19 protein-coding genes are annotated in these 15,581 nt (G+C 73.2%); 2 read left to right on the top strand and 17 right to left on the bottom strand.

Features of this window, described 5'->3' with window-relative positions; translation table 11 throughout:
* Nucleotides 1-12 precede the first annotated feature (12 nt).
* The 16 genes from O7546_RS02925 to eno all read right to left on the bottom strand — a co-directional run bounded on the left by O7546_RS02925 (nt 13) and on the right by eno (nt 12,119).
* Nucleotides 13-576: a hypothetical protein gene (locus O7546_RS02925; RefSeq protein ID WP_194798549.1), complete on the bottom strand. Its 564-nt coding sequence runs from the start codon at nt 574-576 to the stop codon at nt 13-15.
* Nucleotides 573-1,934, bottom strand: coding sequence for a DUF58 domain-containing protein (locus tag O7546_RS02920; protein ID WP_269696143.1), 1,362 nt, complete (start codon nt 1,932-1,934; stop codon nt 573-575). The genes O7546_RS02925 and O7546_RS02920 overlap by 4 nt, the downstream gene beginning before the upstream one ends.
* Nucleotides 1,934-2,932 carry a MoxR family ATPase gene (locus O7546_RS02915; RefSeq protein WP_194798551.1) on the bottom strand — a complete coding sequence of 333 codons (999 nt, stop codon included), beginning with the start codon at nt 2,930-2,932 and terminating at the stop codon, nt 1,934-1,936. The genes O7546_RS02920 and O7546_RS02915 overlap by 1 nt, the downstream gene beginning before the upstream one ends.
* Nucleotides 2,932-3,492 (bottom strand): hypothetical protein, encoded by a 561-nt coding sequence (locus tag O7546_RS02910; RefSeq protein ID WP_194798952.1) that lies wholly within the window; start codon nt 3,490-3,492, stop codon nt 2,932-2,934. The genes O7546_RS02915 and O7546_RS02910 overlap by 1 nt, the downstream gene beginning before the upstream one ends.
* A gap of 20 nt (nt 3,493-3,512) precedes the next feature.
* Complete coding sequence (locus tag O7546_RS02905; RefSeq protein ID WP_194798552.1) at nt 3,513-4,244, bottom strand: DUF4129 domain-containing protein; 732 nt, start codon at nt 4,242-4,244, stop codon at nt 3,513-3,515.
* Nucleotides 4,245-4,264: 20 nt separating this feature from the next.
* Nucleotides 4,265-4,978, bottom strand: a complete 714-nt coding sequence (locus O7546_RS02900; RefSeq protein ID WP_194798553.1) for a uracil-DNA glycosylase — start codon at nt 4,976-4,978, stop codon at nt 4,265-4,267.
* Between the two features lie 19 nt (nt 4,979-4,997).
* Nucleotides 4,998-5,684 (bottom strand): dienelactone hydrolase family protein, encoded by a 687-nt coding sequence (locus O7546_RS02895; protein ID WP_135243364.1) that lies wholly within the window; start codon nt 5,682-5,684, stop codon nt 4,998-5,000.
* A 237-nt stretch (nt 5,685-5,921) separates the two neighbouring features.
* Nucleotides 5,922-6,881, bottom strand: coding sequence for a hypothetical protein (locus O7546_RS02890; RefSeq protein WP_281600424.1), 960 nt, complete (start codon nt 6,879-6,881; stop codon nt 5,922-5,924).
* Entirely contained in the window at nt 6,878-7,210 is a 333-nt protein-coding gene (locus tag O7546_RS02885) for a PadR family transcriptional regulator (RefSeq protein ID WP_030271259.1), read from the bottom strand. Before O7546_RS02885 ends, O7546_RS02890 begins: the two co-directional genes overlap by 4 nt.
* 262 nt (nt 7,211-7,472) lie before the next feature.
* Entirely contained in the window at nt 7,473-7,850 is a 378-nt protein-coding gene (locus O7546_RS02880; protein WP_281600423.1) for a Fic family protein, read from the bottom strand.
* The gene (locus O7546_RS02875; RefSeq protein WP_013731632.1) at nt 7,847-8,050 is read right to left on the bottom strand and encodes an Arc family DNA-binding protein; all 204 of its coding nucleotides are present in this window, start codon (nt 8,048-8,050) and stop codon (nt 7,847-7,849) included. The genes O7546_RS02880 and O7546_RS02875 overlap by 4 nt, the downstream gene beginning before the upstream one ends.
* Before the next feature lie 35 nt (nt 8,051-8,085).
* A complete protein-coding gene (locus O7546_RS02870; RefSeq protein WP_281601135.1) occupies nt 8,086-9,027 on the bottom strand; it encodes a Ppx/GppA phosphatase family protein in 942 nt (313 codons plus the stop codon).
* Between the two features lie 52 nt (nt 9,028-9,079).
* A complete protein-coding gene (locus O7546_RS02865) occupies nt 9,080-9,589 on the bottom strand; it encodes an amino-acid N-acetyltransferase (RefSeq protein WP_013284096.1) in 510 nt (169 codons plus the stop codon).
* 1 nt (nt 9,590) lies between these two features.
* Nucleotides 9,591-10,148 (bottom strand): DUF501 domain-containing protein, encoded by a 558-nt coding sequence (locus O7546_RS02860; RefSeq protein WP_135243360.1) that lies wholly within the window; start codon nt 10,146-10,148, stop codon nt 9,591-9,593.
* 23 nt (nt 10,149-10,171) lie between these two features.
* A complete protein-coding gene (locus tag O7546_RS02855; protein WP_269696140.1) occupies nt 10,172-10,807 on the bottom strand; it encodes a septum formation initiator family protein in 636 nt (211 codons plus the stop codon).
* Between the two features lie 28 nt (nt 10,808-10,835).
* A complete protein-coding gene (eno, locus tag O7546_RS02850) occupies nt 10,836-12,119 on the bottom strand; it encodes a phosphopyruvate hydratase (RefSeq protein ID WP_013284093.1) in 1,284 nt (427 codons plus the stop codon).
* Nucleotides 12,120-12,331: 212 nt separating this feature from the next.
* On the opposite strand from eno, the gene O7546_RS02845 reads away from it, so the two are divergent.
* Entirely contained in the window at nt 12,332-13,024 is a 693-nt protein-coding gene (locus O7546_RS02845; RefSeq protein ID WP_194798558.1) for a hypothetical protein, read from the top strand.
* Nucleotides 13,021-13,845 carry an NUDIX domain-containing protein gene (locus O7546_RS02840; protein ID WP_269696139.1) on the top strand — a complete coding sequence of 275 codons (825 nt, stop codon included), beginning with the start codon at nt 13,021-13,023 and terminating at the stop codon, nt 13,843-13,845. The genes O7546_RS02845 and O7546_RS02840 overlap by 4 nt, the downstream gene beginning before the upstream one ends.
* 31 nt (nt 13,846-13,876) lie before the next feature.
* Here the strand turns inward: O7546_RS02840 and O7546_RS02835 are convergent, their stop codons facing one another.
* Complete coding sequence (locus O7546_RS02835) at nt 13,877-15,496, bottom strand: DUF885 domain-containing protein (RefSeq protein ID WP_269696138.1); 1,620 nt, start codon at nt 15,494-15,496, stop codon at nt 13,877-13,879.
* Nucleotides 15,497-15,581: the final 85 nt, after the last annotated feature.

Raw genomic sequence — 15,581 nt, 5'->3', positions numbered from 1 at the left:
CGGAACGCTGCGTCACCTGCGTCGGAGCAACCAGCCCAGCAAGCCGCTCAGCCCCACCGCCACCAGCAGTCCCGCCACTGTCGCGGCCTGGGAGCCGTCGGTGCCGCCCACTCCCCCGAGCCTCGCCAGCACCACGCCGAGCACGGCGCTGGCGAGCACCACGCCGCCCACCCGGCCCAGCCACCGCAGCACCACGTCCGGATCGATCAGCCCGTCGTAGGGCAGCAGCGCGGCCAGCGCGCAGAGCGAGTGCGCCAGGTAGAGCAGCGTCGCCACGGCGAGCAGCCGCCACAGCGCCGGTGGCCGGTCGAAGCCGAGCGTGGCCAGCAGCCAGCCGCCGACTGTCACCAGCGCGGTGAACGTCGGCCAGATCCGGCGCGGCCCGGCCGCCGGGAGCACCGCGGCCACCGTCATGGCCAGCAGCGAACGCGGGGTGAGGGCCTGCACCGGGTACGCGAGCAGGAAGCCGGCCAGCACGGTGAGGAAGATGCCGCCGCGTACGAGCAACGGCAGCGGACTGACCCGGGCGACGGCGTACCGCAGCGCTCGCACCCGCTCCACAAGAGCGTCCGTCATTTGAAACCTGCCTTCGGGGCGGTCGCCAGCCGGGCCACGTCGCGCAGCACCTCGTCGAGGCTGCCCGCGCCCGCCCAGCGCACCACCGGCACCCCGTGCTCGCGGAGCTGGCCGATCATCGTGTCCCGGTCCAGCCGCCACAGCCGGTACGCCACCTCGGCCCAGCCGCGTTCCTTCGGCATCGGCAGCTCGGCCGGCAGCGTGTCCACCGCCACCACGAACCGGCCGCCCCGGGCCAGCCGGGCCAGCATCTGCGCGGACCGCTCGTCGAGCAGCGGGGTGAGCACCACCACCAGCGCGTCCGAGGAGAGCACCTGCGGGCCGAAGACCTGGTCGTACGGCTCGTGCGGGGACGACTCGGCCTGCACGTCGAGCAGCCACTCCAGCACAGTGAGGTACTGCCGCCGGCCGGTCGCCGGACGCAGCCGGCGGGCGGCCGGGCCGTACTCCAGCATCGACACCCGGTCACCGCGGTGCAGGTAGTGCTCGGCGATCGCGGCGGCGGCCCGCACGGTGGTGTCCAGCACCGACGCGGTGCCGTTCACGCCACCGGAGCGCCCGGCCTCGGCCAGTACGTCCAGCAGCACCACCACCTCGGCGTCCCGGTCCGAGAGCGTGGCGGCGACGTGCAGTTGGCGGGCCCGCAGCGACACCCGCCAGTCGATGCGGCGCAGCCGGTCGCCGGGTGCGAACACGCGTACCCCGGCCAGTTCGCCGCCCTCGCCCGGCCGCCGCGACCGGTGCGCGCCGACCAGCCCGGCGGCCCTGGGCATCGCCTCGACCGCGTCGAACGGTTCGGTACGCGGATAGACCCGCGCCCGGATCGGGTCGGTGATCACCGCGCGGGAGACCAGCAGCCCGTCGGCGGCGGCGACCCGCACCCCGGCCGGGCCGATCGGGTGCCGTCCCCACCGCAGGGCGGTGCCGGTCAGTTCCAGGTCGACGGCGCTCCCCGGAGGTACGGAGGTGACGAACGGGCGGTCCGCCCCGCCGGAGCGGCTCACGTCCAGCCCGGCGCCGCCGAAGCCGACCTGCTCCACCCGAAGCCAGCGCGACATCCGGGTCCGGACCACCGCCAGGTCGTACCCGATCAGGTCGGGGTTGGCGACGGCGACGGTGGCGGCCAGCGGCGCGCCCTCGACCAGGTGGGTGTCTCCCACGCCCAGTTCCAGCTCGGGCAGCCCGGCGGGGCGGCGGCGCAGCGCGTACGCGGTCCCGAGCGCGAACGGCGTGGCGAGCACCACCAGGTCGATGCGGCCGAGCAGGACGGCGGCGACGAGCAGCACGCCGGTGAGCAGCACGGCCCGGCCCAGCGCCCAGGTGGGCGCCCAGCCGCTCGCCGCGTCGGACCGGTCCATCAGCGTCCGGCGGCGTAGCTGGGCAGCGCGCCGCTGGCCGGGGCGGGCGTCGACTCCAGCACCTCGCCGACGACGAACGAGGGGTCGACGCGGCGCAGCCACATCTCCGGCCTCAGCGTGATCCGGTGCGCCAGCGCGGGCGCCGCCACGGCCTTGACGTCCTCCGGCACCACGTAGTCCCGGTTGGCGAGCACCGCCCGGACCCGGGACAGCAGCAGCAGCGCCAGCGAGCCGCGCGGGGACGCGCCGACGAGCACCGACGGGTGCTCCCGGGTGGCCGCGGTGAGCGCCACGATGTAGCGGCCGACCGAGTCCTCGACCACCACGTCCTCCAGCGCGGCCTGCATGGCGCGCAGCGTGGCGGCGTCCACCACCGGCTTGATCTCCGCCTCCTCGCGGCGACGGGCGATCCGGCGGCGCAGCACGTCCCACTCCTCGTCGTGGCTGGGGTAGCCGAACGAGACCCGCAGCAGGAACCGGTCGAGCTGCGCCTCCGGCAGCGGGTACGTGCCCTCGTACTCGATGGGGTTTGCGGTGGCGAGCACGTGGAACGGCTCGTCGAGGCGGTAGGTCACGCCCTCCACCGAGACCTGCTTCTCCTGCATCGCCTCCAGCAGCGCCGACTGCGTCTTCGGCGGCGTCCGGTTGATCTCGTCGGCGAGCAGCAGGTTGGTGAACACCGGCCCGGCCCGGAAGGCGAAGTCGCCGCTGCTCTGGTCGTAGAGGAACGAGCCGGTCACGTCGGCGGGCAGCAGGTCCGGGGTGAACTGGAGGCGCCGGAAGTCCAGCCCGAGCGCCTGCGCGAAACAGCGCGCGGTGAGCGTCTTGCCCAGGCCGGGCAGATCCTCCAGCAGCACGTGACCACCGGCGAGGATGCCGGCCAGCACCAGCTCCAGCGCGTCCCGCTTGCCGACCACGACGGTGCCGACCGCCTCCAGCACGGCCCGGGCGAGCCGGCCCACCTCGGCGGGGGCCATGCTCCGGTCCACGTCGTTCATCAGATCTTCTCCAGTTCGGCGACGATCGCCGCGAGGTCGCGCGGCGACGGAGGGCGGCGGACGGGGGTGGCGAGGAACGTCCACAGTGGCTCGCCCAACAGGGTTCGGGCGCGGGCCGGGTCGGACTCACGGGTGACGCCGTGCCGTTGACGCAGCCGTTCGTCGGCCAGCTCGCCGAGGCGGGGCAGGATGCGTTCGGTGAACCGCTCCCGGTTGTCTGAGGACCAGTCCAGCGGGCGCTCCCAGCCGTTGATCGCGGTACGCAGCGCGTCCCGGGCGGACCAGTTCCAGGTGCCGGGCTCCTCACCGGCGGGCGCCCGGGCGCCTGCGCGGGGCGGCGGCGGGGGCGAGAGCGCGGCGGTGACCCGGCGTACGGCGAGCACGGCGAGCACCCCGGCCACGATGATCCAGATCGGCACCTTCAGGCCGACCGCGCGCAGCCCGACCACGATCACCACGACGACGGCCGCGGTGACCGCGGCCGTCCGCAGCAGCAGGCGCGCCCGGCCACTCCCCGAAGGGCGGACGTCCTCCCCGGCGGGCTCCTCGCCGAACGACATCAGGTCGTCGATGCTGGTGCTCACGACGCCTCCCCCGCCAGGCTGGTCAACTCGCCGCGCAACCGGCGCAGCGCGGCGCGGGCCTGGTCCCGGGTGCGCTCGTCGACCGGGTGCGTGGCGTAGCGGGCCTCCCGGTAGACGTGCGCGAAACCGTCGAGCACGTCGGCACTGGCGATCGCCGGGATCCCGGCCGCCGGGTCGCCGCGCAGCAGCCGGCCGACCAGGTCGGTCGGGGTGTCACCGGTGTGCCGGGGCACACCCGCGTCCTCGGCCGCCTCCTCCAGGCGTACCCAGCAGGCGATCACAGCGGTCCGCGGGTCGGTGGAGCGGTCGTCCAGTTCGACGAGTCCCGCGTCGAGCGCGGCCACCACCTCACGGGCGGTCCCCTCCGCGGTACGCCGCGAGCGCCGCACCGGAACCGCGCGAGTCGTGCGCCGCAGCGCGCCCCGGAGCACGTTCCACAGGACGTACCCGACGGCGCCCAGCACCGCCGCGAACAGCAACGCCACAGCGGTGGTGGCCAGCCAGTCGGGCACACCGCCCGACGTGGACTCACCCACGTCGCGGGGTTCGACAGGGATCGACGGCACGGCCTCGGGCGACGGGTAGTCCGGCACGTACGGGATGGTGTCGGCGGCGGGCGGGATCCGGCTGGCCCCGATGGCGGAGTGACCGGCGGCGAACGCGGCGAGCGCGAGCAGCACCGTCACCGCGGCGACCGGCCACCACCTGCGCAGTACGCCGAAATCCATCCCACCGCCTCAGGTGTTCCTCAGTCCGCCCCGGCCAGGTCCTTCGCCCGGGTGAACACGTCGTCCAGCATCGCCGGTGTGAGCCGGCCGGTGAACGTGTTCTGCTGGCTGACGTGATAGCAGCCCAGCAACGCCGGCACCGACTCGCCGGACCAGTGTGCCCCATGACCGAACACCGGTCGCGGAGTGGGCGGTCGCTGCCCGTACACCTGGCGTAGCACAGGCCACCACGCGGCCCACGCGAACGCCCCGAGCGCGACCACGACGCGCAGCGTGGGCCGGATCAACTCGACCTCGCGGTGCAGCCACGGCGCGCAGGTGTCCCGCTCGTCCGGGGTGGGTTTGTTGTCCGGCGGCGCGCACCGCACGGCCGCGAAGATACGGGTGTCACGCAGCGTCAGGCCGTCGTCGGCGGACACGCTCGTCGGCTGGTTGGCCAGCCCGGCGCGGTGCAGCGCGGCGAACAGCACGTCACCGGACCGGTCCCCGGTGAAGATCCGGCCGGTGCGGTTGCCGCCGTGCGCGGCCGGCGCCAGGCCGAGGATCGCGATCCGGGCGTCCGCCGGCCCGAGGCCGGGCACCGGCCGTCCCCAGTAGTCCTGGTCGCGGAAGGCCGCCCGCTTGACCCGGGCGACCTCCTCCCGCCACGTCACCAGGCGTGGGCAGGCGAAGCAGTCGCTGACCGCGCCGTCGAGGTCGGCCAGGTCGGCCGCCCGCGCGGCGCGGGCGGCCACGTCCTGCGGGGTACGCGACTCAGCCAAGCTTCGCCCGGAACAGTTCCAGCGTGCGGGCCCAGGCGGTGGCGGCCGCCCGCTGGTCGAAGTGCTCGGGCCGGTCCTCGTTGAAGAAGGCGTGCGCGGTGCCCGGGTAGTCGAACGTCTGGCAGGTGCCACCGGCGGACTCGATGGACCGGCGTACGCTCTGCACCCCGTCGGCGGCGGACAGGCCGTCGGCCTCGGAGCAGTGGATGAGCGCTGCCTTCCCGGCGTAGTCGGCCCAGTCGGTGGCCATGCCCTCCCAGGGCAGGCGCGGGTAGAACCCGGCGGTCGCGACGATGCGCTCGGAGAACGTGGCGGACCACAGGGCCAGGCTGGCGCCCGCGCAGAACCCGGCGCAGCCTACCTTGCCGGCGACCTCGGACCGGCTCGCCAGGTATTCGGCTGCGGCGGCGATGTCGCTGGCCGCCTCGTCCATCTGGGAGCTGTTCAGCATCAGCCGCGGCTCGGTCGGCTTCACGGCCGGCCCGCCGTGCCGGAAGTCGGGCGCGAGGGCGACGAAGCCGGCCTCGGCGAAGCGGTCCACCACGGCCCGGACGTGGGGCACCAGTCCCCACCAGTCCTGGATGACGATGACCGCCGGGCTGGCCGCACCGCCGGAGGGTATCGCGAGATACCCCTCGCTCGTCCCCCCGTTGCCGGTGAAGCTCACCATCTCGCCCATGGGCCCGTCCTCCTAGCGGTCAGTCATCATTGGCTGGTCGCCCAGTTGGCTGCTACGTGCCGGTAGCGTGCCACGCCGTCACCGGCGCGGGGAAGACGGAACAACAGTGGCATTCACCTCCTGTCGACCTCACAGACGACCGCCGGACGCCTCATGGCGCAGGCCAGCGAGATCTTGGAGGATTCCGGCCCCTATGAGGGCCCTTTCGTACCAAGATCTCGCGGGATCGCGCGCGGTCTAGCGCGTTGGCGTGGGTTCCGGGGAAGCGCTGGTGCTGGGCGTGGCGGGCGCGGTCGGGGTGGCACTGCCTGTGGGTGCGGGTGCCGGCGGGGCGATCGACGGGGAGGCCGGTGCGCCGAACGGGGCCCGTTCCGGGCAGTACGGGTAGGCGTTGCGGGGCGCGGGCACGGCGCCGGACGAGTCGAGGCAGTTCGGCCAGCCGAGCCGGATCGGCACGCCGTTCTGGTCGAACAGCTGCGCGTCGCGGATCAGCCGCCCCTGCTGGTCGTAGACGAAGACGTCCTCGATCCGGTCGTACCGCCGGTCCACAGACGTCTGCTCGTACCCGCTGTAGACGTCGGAACTGGCGTTCCGGTCGACATCGACGAGCACCGCGAAGCCGAAGAGCAGCAGCCCGGCCGTACCCAGCCGGTGCAGGCGGCGCGGCCAGCCGGTGAAGCCCGCGGAACGACGGCCGAGCCACAGCGACGCGGCCACCGCGCCGATGAGCAGCAGCAGACCGGCCGACGCGTTGTCGTTCGGCCGGGGCAGCAGACCGGGCCGGCCACCGTCCACCAGCACGCTGATCAGCAGCGCGGCCAGCCAGCCGCGCACCAGCCACCAGGCCGGGCGCAGCGGACGCAGGAAGTCGCTCACCGTCTCGTGCCCGAGCACCGGGCCGAGCTGACGATCCAGCAGGCGGATCTGCGTGGCCGCCTGCTCCCGCGCCTCGGTCAGGCGGTGGAAGCGCGCCGGTCGCCGCCCCTCCCCGGCGCCGGCGGCGGCGCGCAGCTCGGCCGCGTACGCCTCGGGGGTGCCCAGCCGGTCCACGAGCGCGCCGTCGCCCTCGGCGGCCACCTCGGCGAGGTGTTCCGGCAGGTCCTCGGTCAGCTCGTCGCGGACCACCGGCGGCAGGTCGGCGAGCGCCGCGCGTACCCGGTCGACGTAGTCCGTGATCTCCTGCCCAGTGACGGTCATGCCGCCATCCCCCGATCGTCGAGCAGTGCGTCCATGGTGGTGGCGAACGAGCGCCAGGTCTTGCCGGAGCGGGTGAGCTGGTCACGCCCGGCCGCGTTCAGTGAGTAGTACTTGCGGTGCGGCCCGGATTCGCTCGGCACCACGTACGTGGTGAGCAGGCCTGCCGCGAACAGCCGGCGCAGCGTGCCGTAGACCGAGGCGTCGCCGACCTCGGTCAGGCCGGCCTCGCGCAGCCGCCGCAGGATGTCGTAGCCGTATCCGTCCTCGTCCTTGAGCACGGCGAGCACCGCCAGGTCGAGCACGCCCTTGAGGAGCTGCGTGGTATCCACGCTCAGCACACTAGTGCGCAATGCGCACTACCGTCAACGACACAGCACCTACCGGCGAGCAGTCCACCCGATGAAACGGTCGAACAGGTCGGCCGGACTCGGGTTGGTGCGCAGCAGGTCGGCGGTGGCGTCGAACAGGCAGCCCCCCACAGACACAAACTCCTTGATCACCGCCTGAGAGGCGGCGGCGAGAGAGCCAGAGGGCTAGGCGAGGCTCCAGGCGATGCCGTCCGGCATCTGCGACAGCATTTCCGTCGATGGCTCAGACATAGAGCTTGCGGAGCTCGCGGGCGATGTCCGAGACCTCGGTCAGGGTGCCGCTGGCCACCGACATCACGAGAGCCTCGGCCTGATCAACGTCGACATCCTGGATAGGCACCTCATTGAGGGCCAGAAACACCCGCCCCGCCGCCCAGGCGAGACGCTTGTTCCCATCAATCAGCGCATGGTTCATGCAGACCGAGTGCAGCAGCGCGGCGGCCTTGGTCCAGAGATCGGGATAAGCCTCCTGGCCGAACGCCACGGTGGCCGGGCGGACCACCGCCGAAGAGAGCAGACCGAAGTCACGGACCTGCGGCGTCTCACCCAATACGATCGAGGCGATCTCCACGAGGTCGTCGACCTCGAGGTAGTTGATCACTCCGCCAACCGCCGCAGCAGCTCAGCGTCACGCTCGGCAACCTCCCGCGCAAGATCCCGCACGCGGGCACGATGATTGCGCGCCGAGACGTACTCCTCGACTGCGACAACGATGGTGGCGTTCATCGACCGGTGCTCCTGCTCGGCAAGCTGCTTGAGCCGTTCGTGCAGTCCGTCAGGAAGATTGACCGTGGTGACCATATGGAAATCATACCGGCCGCACGCAGGGAAACCACCTACCTCGAGGTCGCCGCCAGGCTCCAGGCGATGCCGTCGAGGATGTCGTGCTCGGAGGCGACCACCGACGACATCCCGGCCCGCTCCATGATCACCCGCAGCACCAGCGCGCCCGCGCCGATCACGTCGGCCCGCCCCGGGTGCATCACCGGGTACGCCAGCCGCTGCTCGCTGCTCTGGCCGAGCAGGTCGGCGGTCACCTCGGCCACCTGCTCGTACGAGACCCGGGCGTGGTGGATGCGGCTCGGGTCGTACTCCTGGAGCCCTTCGGCCAGGGCGACCACAGTGGTGACCGAACCGGCGAGGCCGACCAGCGTGGCGGCCTCGCGGCCGGGCACGGCGGCGAGCGCACGGTCGACGGCGGCGGCGATGTCGGCCTCGGCGGCGGCGACCTGCGCCGCTGTCGGCGGGTCGTCGTGCAGGTGCCGTTCGGTCATCCGGACGCAGCCGATGTCCACCGAGATCGCGCCGCGCACACCGTCGGCGCGGGTGCCGACGACGAACTCGGTCGAGCCGCCGCCGATGTCGACCACCAGGTAAGGCGGCTCGGCGTCGGCGGGCAGTCCGCGCACCGCGCCGGTGAACGACAGGCGCGCCTCCTCGTCGCCGGTCACCACCTCGGGCGGTACGCCGAGCGTGCGCTCGACCATCGCGCGGAAGTCGGCGGCGTTGGAGGCGTCGCGGGAGGCCGAGGTGGCACACATGCGTACCCGGTCGGCGCCGGACTTCTCGATCTCGGCCGCGTAGTCGGCGAGCGCGACGCGGGTCCGCTCGATCGCCTCCGGGGCGAGCATGCCGGTCTGGTCGACGCCCTGCCCCAGCCGGACGATCTCCATCCGCCGCGAGACGTCCACCAGTGGCGCGGCGTCCCCGGCCGACGGCTCGGGCAGGTCGGCGATCAGCAGTCGGATCGAGTTGGTCCCGCAGTCGATGGCGGCCACACGCGCACTCACGGCGCCCACCCTACGGCAGCCCAACCCCGGGCCCGCGCGGTCAGAGGCGCAGCAGCATTCGAGTGTTGCCCAGGGTGTTGGGCTTGACCCGTTCCAGGTCCAGGAACTCCGCGACGCCCTCGTCGTACGAGCGCAGGAGCTGCTCGTACACCGGCTGCGGGACGGGTGCGCCGTCGATCTCGCGGAAACCGAACGAGCCGAAGAAGCCGGTCTCGAACGTGAGCACGAAGATCCGGGCGATGCCCAGCTCCCGTGCCGCGTCGATCAGCCCGCCGACGATCCGATGCCCGATCTTGTGACCCCGGCAGGACGGGTCGACCGCCACCGTCCGGATCTCGGCCAGGTCCTCCCACATGACGTGCAGCGCGCCGCAGCCGACCACAGTGCCGTCCGAGGTCACCGCGACCCGGAACTCCTGTACGTCCTCGTACAGCGTCACAGTCGCCTTGCTGAGCAGCCGCCGGTCGTCGGTGTAGGTGTCCACCAGCCGCCGGATGCCGCGCACGTCGGTGGTGCGGGCCCGGCGCACAGTGATCTCGTCGGCGCTCATCTCACTCCGCCGGCGGCACGTCCACGCAGGGGCCGGCCGCCCACCACTTCTCCACCAGCGCCAGCGTCTCGTCGCCGAACGGGTTTACCCCCGGCCCGGCGGCGAGCGCGTGCCCGAGATGCACGTGCAGGCACTTCACCCGCCCCGGCATGCCGCCGGCCGAGATGCCGGCGATCTCCGGCACCTCACCGATCGCCTCCCGGCGGGTCAGGTAGTCCTCGTGCGCCGCCCGGTACCGCGCCGCCAGCTCCGGATCCTCCGCCAGCCGCTCGGCCATCTCCTTCATCAGCCCGGCCGACTCCAGCCGGCTGCACGCCGCGGTGGCGCGCGGGCAGGTCAGGTAGAACAGCGTCGGGAACGGCGTGCCGTCGGCCAGCCGGGGCGTCGTCTCCACCACGTCGGGCAGACCACACGGACACCTGTGGGCCACCGCGCGGGTGCCGCGCGGCGGGCGTCCGAGCTGCGCGGCCACCGCGGCCAGGTCGGCCTCGGTGGCCGGCTGGCGTTCCGGCGGGGGTACGGAGTCCGCCGCCGGCTCCTGCGGTGGTACGACGCTCAAGGTTGTGCCTCTCGAATCAAAGCTCACTTGTCCCCGCGGTCGGCGTTGGCCGCCCGCACGCTCGACCACAGGGTGTCGTACCAGGGCTCGGGCGGCTTCGGCGCCCCCGGCTTCGCGCCCTTGCCGGCGTCCTTCGCGGCGCCCTCCGGGTCGGAGAGCACCACGAGCAGCGTCTCGCCCGGCTTGCCCATGAAGAACCGCTCCCGGGCCTGCGTCTTGACGTACTCCGGGTCCTGCCACTTGGCCGCCTCGGCGGTGAGCCGCTCGATCTCGGCCCGCTGGGCGGCCTGCGCGGCTTCCATCCGCTCGATGTCGGCCTGCTGGTCCAGGTAGACCCGGACCGGATAGGTGTACGCCAGGGCGAGCGCGATCAGCACCGCGAACAGCACCGTGGCGCGCCCGGTGAAGCGCCGGGGTTGGGGTGCGGTGAGCCGCTTGACCGGACCACCGGCGGCGGTACGCCGAGCCGCGGCGGGGCGGCTCGCGGAGCGTACGCCGTCGGTGGCACGAGACGCGCCGGGTGACCGGCCGGCGGTGCGCGCCTCCGCGCGGACGCCGTTGTCGCGTGCCGTGGACCGGACCCGGGCACCGCCCGTCCGGCCGGGCTGCCCCGGCCGACGGGCGGGCCGCTGGCCACCCGGTGTGCGGCGCTGCTGCATCGTCACACCCCTCCCCCGGAGCGCTCGCTCAGGCCGAACGGTAGCGCGGGAACGCGCCGGCACCGGCGTACCGCGCCGCGTCGGCCAGCTCCTCCTCGATCCGCAGGAGCTGGTTGTACTTGGCCACCCGGTCCGAGCGGGCCGGCGCGCCGGTCTTGATCTGCCCGCAGCCGGTGGCGACGGCCAGGTCGGCGATGGTGGTGTCCTCGGTCTCGCCGGAACGGTGGCTCATCATGCACTTGAAGCCGGCCCGGTGGGCCAGGTCGACGGCGTCGAGCGTCTCGGTGAGCGAGCCGATCTGGTTGACCTTGACGAGCACCGCGTTGGCGGCCTGCTCCGCGATGCCCCGGGCGATGCGCTGCGGGTTGGTCACGAACAGGTCGTCGCCGACGATCTGGATGCGGTCGCCGAGCGCGGCGGTGAGGGTGGCCCAGCCGCTCCAGTCGTCCTCGGCCAGCGGGTCCTCGATCGACACGATCGGGTAGTCGCCGGCGAGCTTGGTGTAGTAGTTGCTCATCTCCTCGGCGCTCTTGGCGCTGCCCTCGAACGTGTAGGTGCCGTTGTCGAAGAACTCGGTGGCGGCCACGTCGAGCGCGAAGACGATGTCGGTGCCCAGCCGGTAGCCGGCCTTCTCCACGGCCTCGGCGATCAGGTCCAGCGCGGCGGCGTTGGTGGGCAGGTTCGGGGCGAAGCCGCCCTCGTCACCCAGGCCGGTCGACAGATCCTTCTTCTTCAGCACCGACTTCAGCGCGTGGTAGACCTCGGCGCCCGAGCGCAGCGCGTCCCGGAACGTCGGCGCGCCGATCGGCGCGATCATGAACTCCTGGATGTCGACGTTCGAGTCGGCGTGCGCGCCACCGTTGAGGATGTTCATCATCGGCACCGGGAGCAGGTGCGCGTTCGGGCCGCCCAGGTAGCGGAACAGGCTCAGCTCGGCGCTGCCGGCGGCGGCCTTCGCCACGGCCAGGGAGACGCCGAGGATGGCGTTCGCGCCCAGCTCACCCTTGTTGTCCGAGCCGTCGATGTCGATCATCTTCTGGTCGATCAGCCGCTGCTCGCTGGCCTCGTAGCCGATGAGCTGGTCGACGATGCGGTCCTCGATGTTGGCGACCGCCTTCTCGACACCCTTGCCCAGGTAGCGATCCTTGTCACCGTCGCGCAGCTCGACCGCCTCGAAGGCGCCGGTGGAGGCGCCGGACGGCACCGCGGCGCGGGCGATCGTGCCGTCGTCGAGCCCGACCTCGACCTCGACCGTCGGGTTGCCCCGCGAGTCCAGGATCTCCCGGGCGACGATTCCCTCGATGGTTGCCACTGAGTCGCTCCTCGTTTGTGTGGTTCCGGTCCGTATGGGCCGCGACGGTGCGGCTGAGGCAGGTGTTGAACGCAGCGTATCGGTCCCCGCCCTCCCGCACCCCGCTCGGGGCGGCCCCCGAGGCGCTTGCTGAGACGGACATTCCCGGATTACCGGTCGTCAACCGGCAACCGGTTTGCGAGACGTTGCGTCAATCGACAAGGCTGGGCATCATGCCTGCCGCCTCGACGACTCTCCGCGTGCTCGCCGCCTCGGTCATCGCGTCGCTCTCGGTCACCGGCTGTCAGGCCCTGGACGACGCGAACGTCGCACTCGGTCGCGCCGACCTGGTCAACGACCTCGCCGCGCGGATGGACCGGGCGCTGGAGCAGACCTGGGCCGCCGACTACCAGATCGACGGCGGCCGGACCGCCTCGATCGCGCAGACCAAGAAGCCGCTGCGCTCCACGTACACCTGGCCCGGCGGCAAGATCACCGTGACCCAGGAGTCGGTGACCCGGTGCGCCAGCACCGCCGCCCGTACCTCCTGCACCGTCTCGCCGCCGGTGCTCACCGCCGGGAAGCCGTCGGTGATCGTCTACGACGAGGCGCGCAAGCAGGGCCTGGTCACGCCGCCCGCGGTGATCCGGCTGCTCACCGACGCGGCGCTCGCACCGGACGCGGTCATCGAGCAGAGCGACACCACGCTCGCCGGCCGCCACGCAACCTGCGTCGACGTCACCCACGACGGGGAACGCTTCAACGCGTGCGTGACGACCGAGGGCGTGCTGGGCAGCTTCTCCGGCACGCTCGACGGCAAGCCCGCCGAGGTGACGCTGAGCCGCTACACCGAGAGCGTCGAGGCGGCCGCGTTCGCGGTTCCGGCCGGCGCCGGCGTGGTGGACCGCCGCCCGTCCACGTCGTGACCCCGGGGTTCCTGCCCGCTGCCGATCACGGGCGTCCGCCGCGCCCGGACGACCTGGCGCTGCCGGTGTCCGGGCGGAAGCTGCTGACCGGCCCGGACGAGCAGCCGCTGCGGATCGGCGCGCTGCCCGGCGACCTCGCCTGGACCTCGGTCGGCACGCTCGACGGCATCCCCGCGTGGGCGGCCGAGGTGACCGACCCGGAGTCGCTACCCGGCCGCTGGCGCAGCTGGCGGGGCCTCGCCGCCGAACTGCCCGCACCCCACGCCGACCTGGCCGGGCGGGCGCTCGCCGTGGTCACCTGGCGGCGTACCCACAGGTGGTGCGGGGCGTGCCGGGCCGAGCTGACCGACGTGCCGGGCGAGACCGCGCGGCGCTGCCCGGACTGCGGGCTCACCTCGTTCCTGCCCCTGTCCGTCGCGGTGCTGACCGCGATCACCCGCCCCGGACCGGCCGGCGGCCCCGGCGAACTGCTGCTGGTCCGGCACGCGCAGGGGCCGACGCAGCTGTGGGCGCTCGTCGCCGGGTTCGTCGAGGCGGGCGAGTCGCTGGAGGCGGCGGTACACCGCGAGGTCGCCGAGGAGGTCGGCCTGACGCTGCGGCGACCGGTCTACGTGGACAGCCAACCCTGGGCGCTGTCCGGGCCGGGCACGCTGCTCGCCGGGTTCACCGCCGAGGTGACCGACCCGGCCGCCGAACCCGTCGTCGACGGCACCGAGCTGACCGAGGCGCGCTGGTTCCCGGCCGACGCGCTGCCCGCCGAGCTGCCGCCCGCGTACTCCCTGTCCCGCTGGCTGATCGACGCGGTCGCCGCCGGGCGGTGACCGCAGGCGGGCCGCCGCCCGGCGGTGAGCCTCACACCCCCAGCAGCGTGCGCAGGTGACGCGGCGGCGGGCAGTCGTGCGCCAGCATGGCGTCGTGCCAGTCGCGCACCGTCACGCCGTCCGGCCGGGCGGCGGCGATGTCGGCCATCTCGCTGTACCCGACGAAGTACGTGGAGAGCTGCGTCGAGGTGAGCAGCGCCCGCCGCCACTTGCCGGCCGCCTCGCCCTCCTCCTGGAAGCCGCGCCCGGTCATCAGCGCCATCGCCTCGGACTCGGGCAGGTCGTCGCAGTGCACGAGCTGGTCCAGCAGCGCGTTGATGGTCATCCGGAGCTGCATCTTGAGCTGCTGCAACCGCACCGGCAGACCGCCGAAGCCGAGCCCGGCCATCAGCTCCTCCGCGTAGACCGCCCAGCCCTCCACGAACACACCCGACTCGGTGAGCGCGCGTACCCGGGTCGGGCCGTCGTACCGGCGGGCGTGCGCGAGCTGAAGGAAGTGGCCGGGCATCGCCTCGTGCACGGTCAGGTTGCGGATCATGTGGTCGTTGTACTCACGGTAGAACGACTCGACCCGCTGCGCCGGCCAGTCCGCCGGGGTGGGCGAGATGCAGTAGAACGTGGGCACGTCGGCCGTCTCCAGCGGGCCCGGCGAGTCGCAGTAGGCCACCGCCACGCCGCGCGCGAACTCCGGCATCTCCTGGATCACGCACGGGTCGCCGACCATGCTGACCAGGTCGTGGTGGCGGACGAAGTCACTCGCCTCGTCCAGCGTCACCGAGGCGAGGTCGACGATCGTGGCGTCGTCCGGGTGCTCGGCGGCCAGCAGGTCCAGCGCCCGGCGTACCGTCTCGTCGTCGGCCGGACCACCGACCAGCTCGACCGACGCCGCGCGGATCTCCTCGGTGACCCGCTCGAGGTTGGCCCAGGCGCGGCGCTGCACCTCGGCGGCGCTCAGCTCGGTGTCGAGCGTGTGCCACAGCCGCGCCTCCCACCGCCGCCGGCCCAGCCGCGGGTCACGCCCCGGGCCGGCGTCGGCGGCCAGGCCGTGTCGCAGCCAGGCCACGAACTCCTCCAGCGCGGCGATCGCCTCGGTGGCCGCCGGGCCGACCCGGTCGCGCATCGCCGGCGCCTCGGCCAGCAGGCCGGGCACCTCGTCGCGGATCAGCGCCGCCGTACCGGTGAACTGCCCGACCGCCGTCTCCGCGTGGACCCGCGGCATGTCCCGCAACGTCGCGCGCGCCGTCGACAGCGCATCGGGTACGGCCGACAGACGCCCGGCGAGACTGGTCAGGCGCTCCTCGGCCGGGGCGAAGGGACGAGCCAGCAGGGCGTGCAGCAGCGGCCCCGGATTGTGGTGCAGCGGATCCCACTCGTGGGTGCGGATCTCGGTGGCCTCGAACAGACCTCGGTCGACGAGGCTGGTGAGCAGCGCGTGGTCGACGCCCTCCGCCGGGTCGAGCGCGTCCGGGTCGATCTCGGCGAGTGCGTCGGCCGCGTCCTTCAGCATCGCCTGGTCCGCGGCGAGGGCGTCGGCGGAGAGATCGGGCAGCCGGTCGTCGTAGCGGTGGTCCCCGACGGAGGTGGCCAGCCCGGGCCGGCTCTCCAGCAACGCCTCCACGATCCGCTCCGCCAGCGGCACGAACGCTTCCATCCCCCGACCCTACCGACCCTCCCGCCCACTCCCCCGCCTCGCCGCCCCCCGTTGATCAAGGAGTTGATGTCCCCGCCCGAGCCCG

The sequence above is a fragment of the Micromonospora sp. WMMA1976 genome (assembly GCF_027497335.1).
Lineage (GTDB): Bacteria > Actinomycetota > Actinomycetes > Mycobacteriales > Micromonosporaceae > Micromonospora > Micromonospora aurantiaca.
This window is presented reverse-complemented; position numbering and strand designations above follow the sequence as displayed.